The sequence below is a fragment of the Streptomyces sp. NBC_01384 genome, from assembly GCF_045040035.1.
In the GTDB taxonomy this organism is placed as follows: Bacteria; Actinomycetota; Actinomycetes; order Streptomycetales; family Streptomycetaceae; genus Streptomyces.
Genome location: NZ_CP109559.1, coordinates 8820821 through 8840176, shown reverse-complemented (window position 1 = coordinate 8840176; position 19356 = coordinate 8820821). Strand labels below are relative to the sequence as shown.

The following is a 19356-nucleotide window of genomic DNA, read 5'->3' as shown; positions in this document are numbered from 1 at the left end:
ATGGGAGACTGTTCGGGTGAACGGGTTTGGATCTTCAGCCTCCGGTGCCGCCGCCCCTATCGGGGCCGTACGCCGACGCGCCGTGGTGGACGCGCTGCGGCGCGGAGCCGTCCCCGAGAGCGGACTCGACCTGCTCGCCACCGGACTCGGCCGGTTCGAGCAAGCCATCGACGAGGAACTGGACACCGTCGCCGCCGGCGGCTCGGTTTTCAAGGCCGTACGCGGTGAGTACGGCTCCGGCAAGACCTTCTTCACCCGCTGGCTCGGCGAGCGCGCCAAGCGGCGCACCTTTGCTGTGGCCGAAGTACAGGTGTCGGAGACCGAAACACCCCTGCACAAGCTCGAGACCGTCTACCGGCGACTCACCGAACGCCTGAGCACCGCGAGCTTCCCACCCAGCGCCCTGCGTCCGGTCGCCGATGCCTGGTTCTACGCGCTGGAAGAGGACGCCCTCGCGGACGGCTCGGGCGAGGAGGAGCTGGCGCAGGCGGTGGACCGGCTGCTCACCGCCCGTCTGGCCGAGGTGTCCCGGCATGCACCCGCTTTCGCCACCGCTCTGCGCGGATACAAGCAGTCCCTGGACGCCGGCGACGAGGCCACTGCCGCCGCGGTGATGGCTTGGCTCGGCGGCCAACCGCACGTCGCAGCAGCCGCCCGGCGCAGCGCAGGTGTGCGCGGCGACCTCGACCACTTCGGCGCCTTCGGTTTCCTGCAGGGCCTGCTCACCGTGCTCCGGGACGCCGGACACGCGGGACTCATCCTCGTCCTGGACGAGGTGGAAACCTTGCAAAGGGTCCGCTCCGACGCCCGCGACAAGGCACTCAACGCCCTGCGCCAGCTCATCGACGAGGTCCACTCCGGCCGTTTCCCCGGCCTGTATCTCGTCATCACTGGCACCCCCGCCTTCTACGACGGGCAGCAAGGCGTCCAGCGTCTGGCCCCGCTCGCCCAGCGGCTCGCCACGGACTTCACCACCGACCCGCGCTTCGACAACCCCCGGGCCGTCCAGATCCGCCTACCAGGATTCACCGAGGAATCGCTGGTCGGGCTCGGCTCCACCATCCGTGACCTGTATGCCGAAGGATCCCAGTCCCCCGATCGCATCAAGCAGCTCGCCGATGACGCGTACCTCACCGACCTGGCTCGAGCTGTGGGCGGGGCCCTCGGTGGGAAGGTCGGAGTCGCACCGCGGCTGTACCTGAAGAAGCTGGTTGGGGACGTACTCGACCGGATCGACCAGTTCGACGACTTCGACCCGCGCACGCACTACAAGCTGACCGTGGCAAGCGGTGACCTCACCGCCACCGAGCGGAACTTCGCCGCGCCGGCACCGGCCGCCTCGGCGGACGATCTCGACCTGGACCTTTGAGGGCCGACTCGCCGAAGCCCCATCCTCCGGAGTCCCGAACTCTGACGACCATCGCAGGAGTCACCGACGTGCAGGAGCAGCCCAGCGGTACCGACCCGGTGGACCGCCTCGACCCGGTGGTCCTGCACCACATCGTCAACACTCTTGGCTGGCCCGATTTGCGCCCCCTGCAGAAGGCTGCCGTAGGCCCGCTGATGGATGGCGAAGACGCGATCCTGCTCGCGCCGACCGCTGGCGGGAAAACCGAAGCCGCCACGTTCCCCCTGCTCTCCGCCATGCGGGAGAAGCGTTGGACCGGCACCTCCGTGCTCTACCTCGCCCCGCTCAAAGCGCTCCTGAACAACCTGGTGCACCGGGTCGACAGCTACGCCCAGTGGCTGGGACGCCGAGCCGCCCTCTGGCATGGCGACACCCCCGAGTCCGTACGCCGCCGCATCCGCACCGACTCCCCCGACTTCCTGCTCACCACGCCCGAGTCACTCGAGGCGATGCTGATCAGCGTCAAGACCGACCACGCCCACATGTTGGGAGGGGTACGGGCTGTCGTCGTCGACGAGGTGCACGCCTTCGCAGGGGACGACCGCGGCTGGCACCTGCTCGCCGTACTGGAACGCCTGGAGCGGCTGGCCGGCCATCGCATCCAGCGCGTCGGCCTCTCAGCCACCGTCGGCAATCCCGACACGCTCCTCACCTGGCTCCAGGGCGCAAGCCCCGCCGACCGGCCCGGCCGAGTCGTCGCACCCGGCGTCACCCTGCCCGCAACCACCGACACCGCGAGCGCCACCGAACTCCCGCGCCCCGCAGGGGATGTGGAGCTCGACTACGTCGGCTCTCTCGCCAACGCAGCCAAGGTGATCTCCGCTCTGCACCAGGGCGAGAAGCGGCTCGTCTTCTGCGACTCCCGCAAACAGGTGGAGGAACTCGGCGCCGCACTCCGCGCCCGCGACGTCACCGTGTTCCTCTCTCATGCCTCGCTCTCCACCGACGAACGCGCCCGTTCCGAGCAGGCGTTCGCGGAAGCACGCGACTGCGTCATCGTCTCCACCTCCACCCTGGAGCTCGGCATCGACGTCGGCGACCTCGACCGCGTCATCCAGATCGACTCCCCCGGCAGCGTGGCCTCCTTCCTGCAGCGAATCGGCCGCACCGGACGCCGCGCCGGCACATCCCGCAACTGCCTGTTTCTCGCCACCCGCCCCGACATGCTGCTCCAAGCAGCCGGCCTGCTCTCCCTCTGGGCCCGCGGGTGGGTGGAACCCGTCACCCCTCCACCCTCTCCCCGCCATCTCGTCGCACAACAACTCCTCGCTGTCACCCTGCAGGAACATCGCATCGGCGACCGACTCTGGCCCGAGCAATGGAACGGCCTCGCACCCTTCGACCGCTCCGCCTCTCCGCTCCTGTCACACCTGGTCTCCGAGGGCTTCCTCGACAGCGACGGCGGCATGCTGTTCATCGGCCCCGAGGCCGAAAAGCACTTCGGCCGACGTCACTTCATGGAGCTGACCGCCTCCTTCACCGCACCCCCTGAATTCACCGTGCTCGCCGGGCGTACCGAGATCGGCACCACGGACCCGTCCGTCCTCACTGAGGAGCGCCCTGGTCCACGGCGACTGCTCCTGGCCGGCCGCAGCTGGCAAGTCACCTTCATCGACTGGGCACGGCGCCGCGCCTTCGTCGAACCGGTCGAGGACGGTGGCGTCGCCAAATGGCAGGGCAGCGAGGCCCGCGGTCTCTCGTACGCACTGACCCGTGCCATGCGCGATGTTCTGCTCGGCAGCGACCCCGACGTCAAGCTCACCCGCCGCGCCACAGCGACCCTCGCCGAACTCCGCATGGACCGCGCACCTCACGAAGTACACCCGGCGGGCACCCTGTTGGTCCGAGACGCAGACGCCGCCCGCTGGTGGACCTGGACCGGCTACCGCGCCAACGCCACCCTCGCATCTTCCCTCGGCAACCTCGCAGACCCGGTGCAGCGCCCCACCGACACTCACATCCGGCTCCGCCAGGACCTCTCCCTCGCAGACTGGAAAGCCGCACGAGCCGAACTCCCCGACTCCCTCACGCTGCCCACGGTCGACCCTCGCGCCGTACGCGGCCTGAAGTTCTCGGTGGCCCTGCCTCCCCGTATCGCCACCGCCACCCTCGCCGAACGCCTCGCCGACTTCGACGGCGCCCTCGCCGCAGCCCAGGAGCCCGTACGGGTCGAATGGGGCGGTTGATGGCTGAGTAAGTGGCTACATTGCTCCACTTCTTAGCCTCTACTGCCCTCGACCAAGGCATCCCGGTGCACGAGGTATCCCGCTGCCTCGGTCGATAATCAATCAGGCCACGATCGATGTGCCCGGGCACCTCGTCCCGACTTCTTGGAGCGGTGCCGGTCGGTCATCCAGGCCGCTCTGCGGCCGTGTCGTCTATGTGTGGCGAGGCCGGCGCTCCGGCAGACGGACGCTAAGCCCCACTATCGGAGAGGTCTGACAACGCAGCCCTGGCCGTATTGGGTTTGCGCCAGCTTTCGTTTCCCACCGTGTTCGTTTCCGGTCACACCTTCGTGCCGCCTTGGCCATTACACCAGGTCAGGAATGGGCTCCAGCATGATGGGAGCCGGTGACTTTTAGGCCGAAAATGACTCTTGCCCTTAACCGGTGTCAGTGGGTGGGTTCATCATCATCTGCCATGACGCAGGAACCATCACAGGCCGCGAAGCGACCGTCCACGGTGGGGGCGAGTTCAGGGGCCCCGACGACAAAGCTCGTCGGTGATCTGACCACGACTGCCTTGCGAGCGGCCCGCGCCTTTGCCACCCGGCACGAGGAGCCTGCCGCATGGCGCGAGGTGTCACGGATGCACGGAGTATTCCTGAGCCTGCTCCCTCCTGCGGCAGCTCCCCCGACGCCCTCAGATTTGATTGCCGCCTTGCGACACCCCATGCGGGCATGGGTCCCGCTGCGATGGGATCTCGTTCCGAGCGAGCTCGGCTCGTTCAGCGTCTTGGGCCACGATGACCTGTTGACCGGCGAGGCAATCGAGTACGGATCCGATTACAGCGAGGCCCTCTTCGAGAACCACGAAGCAGGAATCGACTGGGTGCCACGGTGGGCTCAGCAGACCTTTGAGAAGGTCGAGCGCTCCGTCTATCTGGTTCTCTCGTCCGCGGGACAGAACGAGTACGTCGCCACACGGCAGATGCTGATCGAGGTGCCAGCAGGCACCGTTGAGCAGGTCAGCGACGAACTGCACGAGCGCGGAGCCCTGCACACCGAGGCATACGAACCGCTACCGCCTGATCGACAGTTCGTCTCCGGACAGGATGCCTGGTACGTGCCCTGCCCGGTATGCCGGTGGCCGATGCACGTGCGCGGCTCTCTGCTGGCGTGCCGGTATCCGCAGCATGTCGGACAGTTCACCATCACGCAGGAGCACGACATTGACGGGGCGCCGCGTGTGCGCGGACCCTTGCCGGCCATCGCAGCCCATTCAGCCGAGGCAGTGTGTCTGCACGAAGCCATCTGGCGCTACATCACGATTCCCGGCATCACCGAGGTGTCACTGATGGACTGGCTGGCCGAGCAGGCCGGCATCGACGTCGACGCGATCACGAAGTGGCCGCACAAGGACCGGTGGGACATCAGCGTCCGGGCTGGCAGCAGCACCTTCGAGGTGGACCTCAAGGACACCAGGTCCCCGTCCCAGATCGTCGCCAGGCCGCCGCGAGCCCGGCACGTGGTCGTGCCCGACTACCGGTCCTGGCAGGTCGCGCAGCTGCGCCGGTCCCTGCCGGCCGGGCGTTACGAGGTCCGGACCGTCCGCGCGTTCAAAACCCTTGTCGGCAAGGCTCTCAAGGAGGCGCAGTGAACGGTCGCCCTTTTGCCACGATGAGCGTGCAGCGCTTGAGCACTGTGGCCGCGCTCGCCTTGGCCGCCCGACTGTTTCCCGACCGCAGTGACAACTCCTTCCGGCACGCGACTGCGATCCGGGACGCGCACTTCCTTGTCTCCGGGCACACGCATTTGTGGAACGGCTATCCCGATCTGTCGTCTGAGGACACGCGGCGAGTCACCCGGCTCCTGCTGCACCGCACCGGGCGGCTGGCGATCCTGAGCGCCTTTCGTCGCGCCGTCGAGGAGCTGTTCAACTCGACCGAGATTCCGGAGGGGTTCGCTCTCCTGGATGACGAGCTCTACCTGGTGACTGAGTCGGTCCACCAGCGGCTTGCCGCGCTGGTGAATGAGATCCTGGAGGTCCTGGATGACCGTGCCGCCTCGCTCGACGAGGGGCGCAGCCGCCCGCTGGCCTTTGAGGGGCACTTCCGTATCGGCACGCAGATCCCGGATCCGAGTCGGCCAGGCAACGGGGTCATCCAGGCCCACTACGTCCTCGATGTGCCCCACGTCGAGACGCCGTTGCCGGACTTCGGCAAGCCTCGCGAGTGCCCCATGCTGTCCGTGCCGGTCGAGGCCCTTCGGTCGATTGCCGAATCGCTGGATCGAGCCTTCGGCCAAAGTCACCGACGTCAGAGTCTGAACCGGCTCTTCCAGTACATCCGTCACGCCGACGGCTCCTTACTCACCGAAAAGGACCTGGTGCTCAACGCCGGGCTCATCAGGGTGCTCAGCGCGTGCACCGGCTCCGGCAAGAGTGTTCTGGCGAAGTTGTTGGCCGAATGGGGGGTCCTGAACGGCTATGTGACCGGGATCGTGGTGCCACGCAATGACAGCGTGCTCGCCTTCACCCACGCACTACGCGTGGAACTCAAAGAGCTGGGTCGCACTGACGCGGTGGTTGTGCCGCTGATCTCACCGAACAGCATGCAGGCAGAGGCGGAGAAGGCCGCTCGCAGTCACCTGGAGGAGGGCCGGCTCGATGAGGCGGATCAGGCGTTTTCCGAGTTCGCCTACGGCTGCGGCATGCAGGCGAGGTCCACCAACACCCAGGACGTCGACCTGTGGCAGCCCGGGCGCGAGCGCTGCTCGGACTTCGTAGGTATCGACGCGGACACCGGCGAGGTCCGTCGCCACCGCTGCCCCTGGTACGCCCACTGCGGCAAACACCGCCACCAGCTGGCACTCGACAGCGCGAGCATTATCGTCACCAACCACATCAACCTCATGTCCGGCCGCCTCCATGTCCCGGTGCTGGCCGAGGGGAAGCTGCGCAACCACATGAGCGTCGAGGAGGCACTGCTGCGCCTCACCCATCTCCTGCTCATCGACGAGGCAGACGCCTTCCAGGCCACCGGGTTCGCCAAGAGCGCCCATCACGTCACCCTCGCGCGCTACGGCAGCCGGCAGCCCAGTGCCCTGCAAGAACTTCACGACCAGTTCAGCGTCCGGGCCGGCGCATTGATGTACGAGCTCGAGCGCTACATCCACCCCAAGATCACCCAGGCGCGATTCTTGTCGGAGAGCTACGTGAGCAACGCAGCCAACGGACGCATCGCCCAACGCGGCCCCAACGAACGCAACCGCCAGCAACTCGCGCGCCGCCGATTGATCATCCCGCGTCGTTGGGATGCCTGGTGCACCGCGCGTCTGTGGCGCACTCCGGAGGATTCCTCACCCACTCACGAACAGATCGATACTTTCCGCAAGCTGTTCAACCCGAGCGAGGAAGCCCAGCTCACGGAGGCGACCGTCCCGGCCATCCCCGGCCTCGATGACAGCAGCCAGGACCATCTGACCCGGCTGCGCAGCGAACTGCTCGACACCACGGCCCTGCGCGAGGGCGCCGATCCCGTCTTCGACGGCGCGCACGCACGGATCGCCACTGCCACAACCCCACTGCTGGACCCGGCACTTGACGATGACGACCGTGAACTCCTGGTCGACCTCCTGGTGCGACGGGCCTACCTGGAGCAGATCCGAGCCCAAATCGAATACGTGACCCGCTTCGGCACTTCCCTGAAGGCATCCGGTATCACCGCGGCCAACCAGCTGGCTGAGATGCTCGACGACAACAAGCAATGGCACGCCGCCCCGTACGGTCCGCTGGGCGCACCCGTCTTCGGCTTCACCGCCATCCACGACATCGAGGACAAGCATCGCACCGAACTCGCCCTGACCTCCTTTGCCGGCGATCCTCACGCCTACACCGCCCAGCTCGGCGACACCACCGCGCTGGCACTGTGCGGGCAACGCCGCATTGTGCTGGGACTCTCGGCGACTGCGCACATGCCCGGCGGCACCATGCACCACCTCATCACTCCACCGACCTGGTACGTGCCCGATGACATCACCGGCTCCCTGGTACTGAAGTCGCTGCCCCTGGTGGACGAGCGCAACAATCCCATCCGGATCTCCGGTACATCAGACATCCACCGGGACCAGGCCCACCAGCAGATGGGCCGCGCCCTGTGGTCCCACATCGTGCAGCATCTGAAGAAGCTGGGCAGCCGGGCGAGCACCGCGCACCGGGCCCGCATCCTCGTCGCCTGCACCTCCTACGTCGGCGCCGGACAGCTCGCCGAAGGCATGATTTCCGCCGGCGCGGACCCGGACAGCATTGCCGTCGCCGCCCGCGTCGAGAGCGAGAGCGCCGTACCGGCGCACTTCCGGCGACGCCCCGCCTGGCATGAGATCCCCTCGGATGCTCTGGAACGCTTCCCCCACCACAACAGTGCCAAGATCCTCATCGCACCACTCGCCATTGCCGAACGCGGACTGAACATGGTCGACCACAACGGGCGCTCCCTGGTCGGCGAAGTCATCCTCGCTGTCCGCCCGATCCCGCTGATGGACGAACCCGCCCAGCTCCTCGCGCTCATCTCCAGCCGCGCCTACAGCGCCCTGAGCCGCTCGCAAGATCCCGCCGAAATGCTGCGCGAACTCTCCCGCACCTCCAGCGCAGTCCACGAAGAGCTCTTCCGCAGCCACCACTTCTTCCAGTCCCTGCCCAACCAGGTGCGCCTGTCGATCGTCGCCGAAATGCTCATCGGCATCATCCAGCTCGGCGGCCGCGTACGGCGAGGCGGCGACCAAGGCGTCCTCTACCTCGCCGACCACGCCTTCCACAACACCGCAAGCGGCAGCGACCTGCCGCGACTCATCCGAGAACTGCGCCACGGCTGGGCCAAGACCGGGCAGCTCGAACTCCTGCAGAACATCTACGGAAACACCCTCACCGCGATCTTCAACTTCGCCGACGAAAGGACCAACCACTGATGGCCGCCGGCCCCACCCGCCTCTACACCGCCGACTTCCCCCTCAGCCCTGAACTGATGGGACAGGTGTGGTTCTACCCGCTCACCCCCGAGTTCGAGGACTTGTGGGAAGTCTGCGAACGCCAGTGGGACCCCGACGAAGGCTTCCGCACCCCGCACGGTGCCCTGCGCGTGGCCCTGGGCACCGCAACCGGACGCATGATCGTCTTCACGATCTCGCGGCGACGCAGCACCGGGCCCGACGAGGCACAGAGCCTGATCGTCGCCGACGGCCCTCTAGATGCCAAGCTCACCAAGCGCTGCTTCGACACGTGGCAGAAGTTGCACTTCCCCAACCTCAAGCACCAACTCCTCAGCGAGCACATCGACTTCCGCAACACGGCCTGCCGCCCCCTCACCGACGTCCTGCAGCGCGACGACGGCGGCTACATCACCGGGCCCTGGTGGTGGAAGGACGCCGCAGGCTGGGCCGCCATCCAGCAACTGGCAGCCCGCCCCATGACCGACCAGCAGCACCCCGACCAGCCAGCCACGTCCTTCCGAGTGGCGCTCGCCCACGACGCCAAACGACTCGTAGCCTGGGACTACCCCTACTACCGCACCATCTACCAGGGCCGAGCCAACGAACGCACCGGCTGGGCGATGGCCTACGTCTCGGTCACCGGAGAAACCCAACGCGGCCTGCCCGACCCCATCTTGCGCTTCGACTGCCACGTCACCCGCGTCGCCGACCACTGGCGCAACGTCAAAACCGTCATGCTCAAGCACCCCCAGTTCGACACCCTGCTGCGCGTCCCGGTCCGCCATCTCCCCCACACCGGCCCCGACGGCGAAAAGATCACCGACAAGGACGGGCGCTTCACCTGGAAGACAACTTTCCGCGGACACACCGCGGCCATCGTCCAGGCGTGCGGCCTCAAACCCGTCACGTTGCCAGTCAACGCCGACGGCGCTCTCGACCGTGTCCGTGCGGTCTTCCGCAACAAGGGCAAGCACCTGGTCGGCAAGGGCGTCGGCGCCTACTTCACCCTGCGTATGACCACCCACATCGCCGAGGCCCTCGGCGTCCAACCGATCATCTACGACGCCTCCCGCCACACCATCCCGGGCAAGAGCATCACCAGCGGCCCCATCCCCCGCGGCAAGCTGCCACAGGCCGTGGAGGCAGCCGGATGGAAGTCAGTGCGCCTGGTGGCGGTGTACTCCGCAGACAGCACCCCGCACCGGCTCCTGCGTCAACTCCGGGCGGACTACGGGATTGCGACACCTGCCGCACTGGCCGACCGGGCAACGGCTTTCGATGGGCAGATCGTCGACGTCGCCCCCACCATCACACTGGAATTCCGGAAGATCCCCGAGCTGACCATGCACGGCCGCCATGACCGCGCAGCACTCATCCGCAGCCACAGCGCCCTCCAGGTCAGCGACCCCGACCAACTCATCGCCGTCATCTGCGAGACCACCTGGGACGGCAAGCCCGTCCCCCACGACGGCAAGCCCGCCACCCGCAAGGCACTCGGAGCCACCAGGATCGTCAGCCAGTTCCTCGTCAAGACCGACGCCCCGCCTCGCGAAGAGGACACCGACTTTCCCGCCAGCGCGGCCCTGCGCCACATCTTCCAGGACGCCGGCATCATCGACGACCGTCTCTCTCGTGCCATCTGCGCCACGCCCGAGGTGTCCATGGACGCGCCGCTGACAGAGCCCGTAACCGTGGTCGGCATCCACATGCGCCGACACGTCTACAAGCGAGTACGAGGCCAGGGCTACCGCAGCCCCAAACTCGTCGCCTGCCTCGTCGCGATGCACTTCACGCCCGACGCTCAAACCCCGCCGTACACCGAGATGTACCAAAACGGGCAATGGCTGCGCATCGCGGAGGGGCGTGCCCTCTTCCACTCCTCAGAGATCGGCAGCGAACGCTGGGGGCGCAACGGCGACGGTGCTCGGGCCGTCCGAGACCACATCGAGACCGCCCTCGACAACCTCGTCCTGCCCGAGGGCAGCAACCGTGTCGTCCTCGTCCTGGACAAGGAAGGCAGCCGCAGCATCTACCCGGCCCTCGACGACAATCCCTTCCGCACCGCGCCGCACCCCGGACGCGGTCTCGCTCACGACGGCATCGACGTCGCCACCGTACGCATCGCCTTCGGACACCATGCAGCGCGGCCGGCAACCGTCTACCGCGACGGTGTCGACAACCTCACCACCATGAACCCCACCTACCGGCGCACTCTCATCTTCGAGAAGCATCACCCCCACGAGACCGTGTGGATGCTCACGCAACAATCACGTCAGCAAGCCGGAAACTCGCCCATGCTGCGCGAGGGCAACAAGCGAACCCGCGACGACTTCAGCACCCTCACCTACAACCCCATGAACAAGGACCTCCACGCCACCAGCCGCATCGAGCTCACCGTCCCCACGCCAGGCAGCTGGCGCCCCGGCGACCTCGTCGCGTTCATCGCCCGGCAATGCGACCAGGCCGTCGCGTGGGATCACCGCACGCTACGTCCGGCCCCGCTCCATCTCGCCTACAAGACCGACCAGGACCATCCCGACTTCCGCAGCCACGATCCTGGTGACGGCGAGGCGCAAGATGACGAAGATGACCTTTCATAGCCATACATGGACAGGGCCAGCCGAGCTCACTCCCGCTGGACAATGCAGTGGTGCACCACCAGCAGTCGGAAGCCTGCTTGACGTTCCGCACTCTCGTAAGTTGAAGTTCCCCCGAGATGCGGAGGAAGTTGACAGCTGGTCAGATGGGGCTCATGAGAGGACCTGTGACCATGGCTGCACCCCGGAAATACTCGCTCGAGTTGCGTGAGCGTGCGGTACGGATGTACCGCACCACCGAGCCGAAGCCCCAGATCAAGAAGCTGGCCGTCGACCTCGGCGTGCATCCCGAGGCCCTGCGCGGCTGGATCCGGCAGGCCGAGGCGGACGCCGGCGAACGCGACGACCGTCTCACCACTGATGAACGCGCCGAACTCGCGACCCTGCGCAAGGAGAACGCCCAGCTCAAGCGGGCCAATGACGTCTTGCGGACGGCCTCAGCTTTTTTCGCGGCACAACTCGACCCGACCCGGCCCAGGTGACGGCGCTCGTTGACGAGCATCCCCGTCTGGGAGTCGAGTACGTCCTGCGGGAACTGCACATCGCCTCCACCACCTACTATCGCTGGCGCCGTGCGGAGAAGGAGCCGTGCGAACGGCGGCGCCGCGACGTCGAGCTGACCGAGCGGATCAAGGAGATCCACGCGGATTCCGGCGGGAACTACGGCTCGCCGCGTGTGCACGCCGTCCTCAAACGCGAGGGCGTCCACGTGGGCCGCAAGCGGGTCGAGCGCCTGATGCGCGAGGCCGACATCGCGGGAATCAGCCCGCGGCGGAAGGGCTTCACGCGCCGCGACCCCAAGGCCACCCTCGCCCCGGACCTGGTCAACCGGGACTTCACCGCACCGGCACCGAACCGATTGTGGGTCACCGACCTCACGATGATCTCCACCGGCGAGGGACCGTTGTGGCTCTCGGCGATCAGGGACGCCTTCTCCCGCCGGGTGGTCGCGTGGGAGACCTCCGCCCGCGCGGACGCCGACCTGGTCCTGACCACGCTGGAGTACGCGCTCGCGTCCCGCGAGGTCGAGCCCGGCAAGCTCATCCACCACGCCGACCACGGCTGTCAGTACACATCCATCAAGCTCACAACCCGGCTGTTGCGAGCTGGAGTCGAGGCGTCCATGGGCTCCGTCGGGGACTCGTACGACAACGCCCTCGCGGAGAACCTCTGGATGCTCATCAAAACCGAGGGCCTCCGTGGCCGCACCTTCACCACAAGGGCCGAGGCGAACCTCGCGCTCTTCGAGTACATCGACGGCTTCTATAACTCCCGCCGCATCCAGGAACGCCTCGGCTTCCTCAGCCCGATCGAGTTCGAGGAGAAGTACTACGCCGAGCAGGCGACGGCCGAACCAACGAATCTGAACACCCGTCACCCCCTGCCGACCAGCTGATCAGCGGCTCCCGCATGACGGGGGAACCTCAAGTACCGACACCGCTTAGCGTCAGGAGCCCCTCAACGCCCGGCCACACTCATGTAGTCAATAGTGCGCCTGGCCAGCACAACTAAACACCTGACGCCCAATCAGAACGAGCTTAAAATGAGCGTCATCTCAGCGTCAAGATATGTCCCGTAACGCCCACACCGAACATAATGCGCACGAGCAAAACCGCAGTTCAGGAGCTTTTAGCTGCCGGTTCAGAGATCGCGACGCACTCCACATGATGGGTCTGCCGCGGACTGTCACGGAACCGCCTGGACACCCTCTACAACCTGGTATCTCATAGCGGGACCGTACTCGTCAGGCGAGGTCAGCTGCATCAGATCTGATCGACCCAGCCTATTCACGGCAGCACGAAGGTCACGCTATGCCTCGCCCGTGTCACTGCGACGTAGAACTTCGCCTGCTCATTGAGGACGTTGAAGTCGCGGGTCTTGTAGTAGGTGATCATGGGCTTCGTCGGGAAGATGAGCACCCGGTCGTAGGTGCTGCCCTTCGAGGCGCCCATGTTTATCGCCTCAAGATTGCCCGTCTTGGTACGCCGGTCCCACCGCAATACGACCGGCGAGTACTGCGCTACGTACCCCGGCACGTCCGACCCTCGGATGTCGAAGACGCCGTCATGCCCTGTCAGTTCTGCGTTCTTCGAGATGGTGCGGGGCAGCTTCGGGTAAAGGTCGTCTGCGAAGTCGCAGATGGCCTGGTTGCAGCGGAAACTCTCCACGCGGCTGTCGATGACGCAGACGTCCGTGCGCTCGTTGAACCAGTCGACGATGGCGCTTCCCCGGTACCGACTGTTCCTCGCGGCGGTATTGGTCGCGAACGTCGCCTGTCGGGGGTCACCCACCATCGTGAGACCGACAGGCGACTTCATCAGAGCGTCCAGTAGATCGAGGTCGTACCCTGCCATATCTTGGATTTCGTCGACGTAGATGTGGTCGTACATCCCCGTAAGGCGGTCCACGACCCTGCCACCACTTCGCTCGTTGGCCTCGTGCGCCAAGGCCGCGACCTCATTGCGGTACACGGCGCCAGCGGTATCGAGGTAGTACTGCTTCGGCTTGTCCTTGCGGGTGAACCGGGCTCGCTGCCCCAGGAAGTTAAGGCCACCCATCAGGCCGGTCTCGCCCAGAACGCAACTCTGGTAGGGGCGAGCGCACTGGTTCATCAGGAAGGTGAACCAGCCCATGACCGTGACGTGACCCGGCAGGATGCCGGTGCCTTCGCTCAGCCTGTTCACGATCTGGCTGAGGTTCTCATTGGTGTAGGTCGTCACAAGGACCCGCTTCGTCGGGTCACCGAGGACCCGGTCGATAATGTGCTGGGTCTTGTGCGAGCCGGCCGCCGCGATGATGGCCTGGTTGTTAGGAGACCGCATCGATGGCCTCCGTGATGTACGACGGCATCGTGACGGTCTGGTCGCTCTCGAAGATGGCCAGCGCGCAGTCAGTCTTGTGCTTGCTCATGTAGTCGAGCAGGGCGGTGTCAGTCCTATGGCTCTGTCCGAGGACGGCGTTCAGATCAGTGAGGCCGTTCACCTTGAATAGCTGCGGCTCCAGGGTCTTGTACGTCGCGTCCTCGCCGACGTGGACACTGATGTTGGGTTGAGCGGTATACCGGCTGTACCGCTGCTGCACATCCCGGGCGTCGTTCCCATCGTTGTCCGTAACAACGGCGACGATGTTCTGCGGCAGCAGCATCGCGATATCAAGGAACCGCTTGAAGGAGAGCCCTGAGGGGCCACGAAGTTTCCGGACAGGGGTCCAATAGGGTTTGTCCTGAACAAGGAAACGAGGAAGAAGTGGCGCCACCCAGTAAGTACTCGCCGGAGTTCCGTGAGGAAGCCGTCCAGATCGCATTGAGGTCAAGCAAGACGATCTCCGAAGTCGCCCGGGAGCTTGAGCTGAACTCGGAGACGCTACGCGGCTGGGTGAAGAAGTACCAGAAGCAGCAGGAACCGGCCCCCGATGCGGAACTGACGGTGAACGAGCGGGCGCGCCTGAAGGAACTCGAGCGCCGCAACCGCGAGCTGGAGATGGAAGTTACCTTCCTGAAAAAAGCCGCGGTGAGGTCAATGGGTCGGTGCAACATCCCAGGTAGAACGGCTACTGGAGGTGTTGCTGGGTGGCGAGGATCGGGCGTCCGGGGTTGTCGGACGAGCAGAAGCGTGAAGTGTGGCGGCGATGGCGTGACGGGCAGTCGCTGAGCGAGATCGGGCGTGCGCTGGGCAAGGTGCCCGGGTCAATCCACGGAGTGGTCGCGGCGAACGGCGGTTTCGTCCCGGCGGTCAGGACCCGATCGGCCGGAGTGCTGTCGCTGGCGGAGCGGGAGGAGATCTCCCGGGGTCTGGCCGCCGGCGACTCCTTCCGGGCGATCGCGGGCCGGGTGGGGCGGGCGCCGTCCACGATCAGCCGCGAGGTGGGGCGTCACGGCGGGCGTGAGAAGTACCGGGCTGCTCGCGCGGACGAGGGGGCCTGGGGCAATGCCCGGCGCCCGAAGTCCTGTCTGCTGCAACAGAGTCCGGCCCTGCGGGACACGGTCGCGGGCAAACTGAAGGAGGACTGGTCGCCGCGTCAGATCGCAGGCTGGCTCGCCCGCACGTTCGCGCCCAAGGACGGTATGTATGTGTCTCACGAGACGATCTACAAGAGCCTGTTCATCCAGGCTCGAGGCGTACTGAAGAAGGAGCTCGTCTCCCATCTGCGCCGCCGACGCACGATGCGCCGCTCGAAGAACGCCTCCACCGCAGGTCAGCAGCGCGGCTGCATCCGTGACGCGGTCTCCATCCGCGAGCGTCCGGCCGAGGCCGAGGACCGGGCTGTTCCCGGCCACTGGGAAGGCGACCTGATCACCGGTGCGAAGAACAGTCATATCGCGACACTGGTCGAACGGCACTCCCGCTACGTCATGCTCGTCCGGGTCGCAGGCAAGGACACCACCAGTGTGATCTCCGCACTGAGTCATCAAGTCCGTTATCTGCCCGATGGGTTGATGACTTCACTGACCTGGGACCGGGGTACTGAGCTGGCCGACCACAAGCGGTTCACGATGGCCACCGACGTCAAGGTCTACTTCGCCGATCCGAAAAGCCCCTGGCAGCGGGGATCGAATGAGAACACCAATGGACTCCTCCGCCAGTACTTTCCCAAGGGAACCGACCTGTCCGGATACTCCCAGGCCGAGTTGGATGCCGTCGCCCTCAAGCTGAACACCCGCCCCCGGCAGACCCTCGGGTTCGAAACTCCCGCTGATAGGCTCGCGGCAGCTGTTGCATCAACCGGTTGACTCCGCCGCAGCGTACTTCGCGAAGGATCCCCGGTAGCAAGCAAGTACGAGTTCATCGATGAGATGCGGCTCGGCACCGAGAAGTACGCATACAGCGTCGAGTTCATGTGCGCCCGCCTCGGCGTCTCCAGATCCGGCTACTACGACTGGAGATCCCGCCCGGAATCCGCGACAGCTCAGCGGCGCGAAGAACTCAAATTGCTCATCGAGAAAGCCTTCGACATGTCCGACAGCACCTACGGGCACCGGCGCATCCAGGCCCAGCTGCACCGCTGGGGCGTCGCCGCGGGCGTGGAACTGGTCCGCCGCCTCATGCGCGAACTGGGTCTGGTGCCCTGCCTGCCACGGCCGAAGAGGTTCAACCTCACTCAGGCTGCGGCCGGCCAGGTGCCGGACCTCGTCGGCCGCGACTTCACCGCGGATGCGCCCGGCGAAAAGCTCGTCGGCGACATTACCTATATCGCGACCGGGGAAGGCTGGTTGTACCTCGCGACGGTCATCGACTGCTGCACGAAGGAAGTCATCGGTTACGCGATGGACGACCACTATCAAACCCCACTGATATCCAGGGCAATCCGCAACGCGGCACGGAACAGGCAGCTCTCGGCCGGTGCGATATTTCACTCCGATCGCGGAAGTAACTACATGTCAGCCGAGTTCGGGAAGACGCTCGACCGGTTCGGTCTCCGCAGGTCTTCCGGCCGCACCGGGATCTGCTTCGACAACGCCATGGCCGAATCATTTTTCGGCGCCCTGAAGAACGAGCGTGTATCCAGGGTGACTTACCTGACCCGCGAGGCCGCCCGACAGGACATCACTCGCTACATCGAATTCTGGTACAATCGCAAACGCCTCCACTCGGCGGTGGGTTACCGCCCTCCGCACGAAGTCCACGCCGAGTACGCAAAGTTGCGAATCGCCGCGTGAAATGAACGGCCAGAAGCCTGTCCGGAAAACGCGTGGCCCCTCACCCGCGGACGTTGATGACGTCGATGCCACTCTCAGCTGGAAGCTTGCCGCCATGCGTGTCCATGTGGGCTCGCTGGATGACCAGTTCATCCGACGGGCCCTCGACGAGGATCGACCGCTTCGCTAGTACTAGACGGAGGGTGTCGTATCCCGAAAGCTTCCGGAAGTACTCCTGCGTGCCGGCCGGAAGGCGATCAAGGCGGACGCCTGCGGAGGAGGACAACAGGACGAGCTTCTCCAGTCCGAGCTTGTTCAGCACGAAGGAGCTGTGCGTGGTAATGAAGACCTGACGGTCCTTGCACTTATCGCTGATCTTGTGGATCAGCTTGCCCAGGTTCGGGAACGAGAGGTGGTTCTCCGGCTCTTCGACGAGCACAATATGCGCGTCATCGACCTTCTTATTGAGGGCCAACAGGATTTTGAGTGTGCTCTGCTCGCCCTTGCCGACGAACTGGTAGGGAAGATCGTCCAGGTGCGGCACGATGCCACTTTCCCAGCTCGACTTCTGCGAGACGTCGATGTTCAGCGTCAGCTGGCGGTCACTGACGTCGTTCGGGGCGCCTCGCAGGTCCCCATTGATCTTTACGATCGAAGCATCTTCTGCGAAGGTCTCTCGAAGACTCCGGTACGCCCGCGCCAGTTTCACGCGCTCGTCTGCGTCCAGATAGTCATTCAGGATGTGTCGCATGTAGTAGTCGACACCGCTTTGCAGGTGGATGGTGGCAGCATCGATCAAGGAAGCGGTAGCCGGGATGCTGCGGAACGTGACCCCGTTCCCGTCAAATGAAAGCCATTCAACCTTGTAGTACTCAGTGGGGATCAGTCGGACCTTGTCAGGCCGCTTGATGAACTCCTTGTACTCCGCCTCGTAGTCCGAGTTCAAAGCGACTCGGATACGGACGCCAGGTTCATCTACCTTCAGGAGGTTGTTAGTCCCCTTGAGGCCAGCCGTCTCGGAGGACGTTTCCAGGAAGAGGTCGATGATGATTTCAGGAGGCGCAACCGGGCGCCCGACCTCCAACGCTGCGATCCACTCAGCAACGGCATCTTGGTGGAACAGATATGGTGACAGGTCCTGGTAAAGCGGGCGTCCGCGCAGCTTACCGGTCAGGCCGAGCTCGATAGCATCCAGAATCGTCGACTTACCCGCATCGTTGTCCCCCACCAAGATGTTCATCTTGGGGTCGAAGTCGAGAGTAAAGTCCCGGAATATTCGGTAGTTGCGAATGACGATCTTGGAAAGCATGTACCCCCCTGGTACGAAACTTCCTTTGCACGAAGACCAGTGCTGAATTAGGTCAGTGGCACCAAGCTCCCCACGAGGCCCCACTACACCCTCTCGAACAAGTGGCACGGGAGCATAGCAGGCGTCACGCTAGCTCCAGGAAGAAGGCGCCTTAATCGAACAAGTTCTCTATTTATGGATCGCCACTCCGGTGTGGATCTTCTCCGTCGCCATTTAGCTGATGGGTGACCGCAGTAGCCGTAGCTGACAAAATTGACGCACCGGTAACAATAAGCGCCTGCAAATATCGGTAGAGGCGCTTCGTTGTGTGCCGGGCTACCGATTCCGAGGCGCAGGCCAGTTGTGGTCGGCTGGTTGCGCGGGGAGCCAACCGTGGTGGCCGCTCCGCTGGAACGGGATCCGCTCGTGATCCATCGGCCACCGCTGACCGCCCCCGCTGCGTCACCTGGCGCCAGAGCCCCCTGCCCGGTTCGGGTGCGAGGTGTCGCGTTGCCGCCCGACATGTCAGTCCCCAGTGCCACAGTGGGCGCAGCACACCCAGCACCCCTTACCCGAGGAGCCGACCGTGGCCCAGAGCACCACCTTCCGCACCAGCACCAAGCAGGACACCCTCGCCGACCACGTTGTGGAGTTTCTCAGCCGGGTCTCGCGCGCACTCCGGAACTTGGCCGACTCGGCTGACCACGCGGCGAAGATGGTGCGGAAAGCGGACGCGGCACGGCGAAGCTGAACCGGCACACCCAGGTAGGCCAGCAGACGTGCTCTCCGTGGCTAACTAGGCCCGAAGGTGTGGCAGGCGGCCGTCGGCTGCCCGGGGCAACGGCACCCCGACCAGAGCCCGACGTAGCCGAGCGACATCGATCCGGCCCTGGTTCAGCCCGGAGTAGAGGGCACGTGTCCACGCCGGTGCTCGAGGGCGAGGGCCAGGTCCACGAGCGTGCGGACCGGACCGTCCTTGCACAGCAACGCGTCGCACAGCTCGAACAGGGCATCACCGCGCGAAAGCAGGCAGGAGTACAACTCGGTCCGGAATGCCGTCACCGCTGCGAACGCGTCCCGTTGAACCCCGTGCTCAACCCGTTCCACGATCTGACCTCCACGCGCCACGCCGACCTCTCCTCGCAGGATCACGCCCCGGCCTCACGGACATGCCGTGAACAGGGGAAACCCTGAACAAATTCGAGCCCGTTCGACGGTGGGCCACAACGTCAAGCTCAGCTCCGAGCAGCGCTCTACACGGTGGTCCTCGCGCCCCCCGATGT

Annotated in this window: 13 protein-coding genes and 2 pseudogenes; 11 read left to right on the top strand and 4 right to left on the bottom strand. The window is 65.3% G+C overall.

What is annotated here, in order from left to right:
* The first annotated feature begins 16 nt into the window (after positions 1–16).
* The 7 genes from brxD (at position 17) to OG747_RS40570 (ending at position 12546) form a co-directional block, all read left to right on the top strand.
* Positions 17–1369: a BREX system ATP-binding protein BrxD gene (brxD, locus tag OG747_RS40600; RefSeq protein WP_326818695.1), complete on the top strand. Its 1353-nt coding sequence runs from the start codon at positions 17–19 to the stop codon at positions 1367–1369.
* 68 nt (positions 1370–1437) lie between these two features.
* Entirely contained in the window at positions 1438–3594 is a 2157-nt protein-coding gene (locus tag OG747_RS40595) for a DEAD/DEAH box helicase (protein WP_405884337.1), read from the top strand.
* Positions 3595–4048: 454 nt separating this feature from the next.
* Entirely contained in the window at positions 4049–5227 is a 1179-nt protein-coding gene (locus OG747_RS40590) for a hypothetical protein (RefSeq protein ID WP_405884336.1), read from the top strand.
* A 26-nt stretch (positions 5228–5253) separates the two neighbouring features.
* A complete protein-coding gene (locus OG747_RS40585) occupies positions 5254–8532 on the top strand; it encodes a hypothetical protein (RefSeq protein ID WP_405885965.1) in 3279 nt (1092 codons plus the stop codon).
* Positions 8532–11153 (top strand): RNaseH domain-containing protein, encoded by a 2622-nt coding sequence (locus OG747_RS40580; RefSeq protein WP_405884335.1) that lies wholly within the window; start codon positions 8532–8534, stop codon positions 11151–11153. Before OG747_RS40585 ends, OG747_RS40580 begins: the two co-directional genes overlap by 1 nt.
* Positions 11154–11323: 170 nt before the next feature.
* Positions 11324–11632, top strand: a complete 309-nt coding sequence (locus tag OG747_RS40575) for a transposase (RefSeq protein WP_328512883.1) — start codon at positions 11324–11326, stop codon at positions 11630–11632.
* Complete coding sequence (locus OG747_RS40570; RefSeq protein ID WP_328512882.1) at positions 11629–12546, top strand: IS3 family transposase; 918 nt, start codon at positions 11629–11631, stop codon at positions 12544–12546. The genes OG747_RS40575 and OG747_RS40570 overlap by 4 nt, the downstream gene beginning before the upstream one ends.
* Positions 12547–12937: 391 nt before the next feature.
* Here the strand turns inward: OG747_RS40570 and OG747_RS40565 are convergent, their stop codons facing one another.
* Together OG747_RS40565 and OG747_RS40560 are read right to left on the bottom strand one after the other, a co-directional pair.
* Positions 12938–13972 (bottom strand): UvrD-helicase domain-containing protein, encoded by a 1035-nt coding sequence (locus OG747_RS40565; protein ID WP_405884334.1) that lies wholly within the window; start codon positions 13970–13972, stop codon positions 12938–12940.
* A complete protein-coding gene (locus tag OG747_RS40560) occupies positions 13959–14294 on the bottom strand; it encodes a hypothetical protein (RefSeq protein WP_405884333.1) in 336 nt (111 codons plus the stop codon). Before OG747_RS40560 ends, OG747_RS40565 begins: the two co-directional genes overlap by 14 nt.
* 101 nt (positions 14295–14395) lie before the next feature.
* On the opposite strand from OG747_RS40560, the gene OG747_RS40555 reads away from it, so the two are divergent.
* The 3 genes and pseudogenes from OG747_RS40555 to OG747_RS40545 all read left to right on the top strand — a co-directional run.
* Positions 14396–14800 (top strand): transposase, encoded by a 405-nt coding sequence (locus OG747_RS40555; protein WP_405884332.1) that lies wholly within the window; start codon positions 14396–14398, stop codon positions 14798–14800.
* Positions 14719–15879 (top strand): IS30 family transposase, encoded by a 1161-nt coding sequence (locus tag OG747_RS40550; protein ID WP_266637914.1) that lies wholly within the window; start codon positions 14719–14721, stop codon positions 15877–15879. Before OG747_RS40555 ends, OG747_RS40550 begins: the two co-directional genes overlap by 82 nt.
* Positions 15880–15909: 30 nt before the next feature.
* Positions 15910–16806: pseudogene (locus OG747_RS40545) on the top strand (IS3 family transposase); the annotation flags it as partial.
* Between the two features lie 40 nt (positions 16807–16846).
* Here the strand turns inward: OG747_RS40545 and OG747_RS40540 are convergent.
* Positions 16847–18094, bottom strand: a complete 1248-nt coding sequence (locus OG747_RS40540; protein WP_405884331.1) for an ATP-dependent nuclease — start codon at positions 18092–18094, stop codon at positions 16847–16849.
* A gap of 565 nt (positions 18095–18659) precedes the next feature.
* Between OG747_RS40540 and OG747_RS40535 the strand changes: the two genes are divergently transcribed.
* A complete protein-coding gene (locus OG747_RS40535) occupies positions 18660–18824 on the top strand; it encodes a hypothetical protein (protein WP_391033435.1) in 165 nt (54 codons plus the stop codon).
* A gap of 63 nt (positions 18825–18887) precedes the next feature.
* Here the strand turns inward: OG747_RS40535 and OG747_RS40530 are convergent.
* Positions 18888–19180, bottom strand: a pseudogene (locus OG747_RS40530) (transposase); the annotation flags it as partial.
* Positions 19181–19356 lie beyond the last annotated feature (176 nt).

What these genes read in the sequence shown, in the direction of transcription:
- OG747_RS40590 (WP_405884336.1), top strand. Translation starts at nt 4,049, where the DNA reads ATGACGCAGGAACCATCACAGGCCGCGAAGCGACCGTCCACGGTGGGG.
- OG747_RS40580 (WP_405884335.1), top strand. Translation starts at nt 8,532, where the DNA reads ATGGCCGCCGGCCCCACCCGCCTCTACACCGCCGACTTCCCCCTCAGC.
- OG747_RS40575 (WP_328512883.1), top strand. Translation starts at nt 11,324, where the DNA reads ATGGCTGCACCCCGGAAATACTCGCTCGAGTTGCGTGAGCGTGCGGTA.
- OG747_RS40565 (WP_405884334.1), bottom strand. Translation starts at nt 13,972, where the DNA reads ATGCGGTCTCCTAACAACCAGGCCATCATCGCGGCGGCCGGCTCGCAC.
- OG747_RS40560 (WP_405884333.1), bottom strand. Translation starts at nt 14,294, where the DNA reads ATGCTGCTGCCGCAGAACATCGTCGCCGTTGTTACGGACAACGATGGG.
- OG747_RS40540 (WP_405884331.1), bottom strand. Translation starts at nt 18,094, where the DNA reads ATGCTTTCCAAGATCGTCATTCGCAACTACCGAATATTCCGGGACTTT.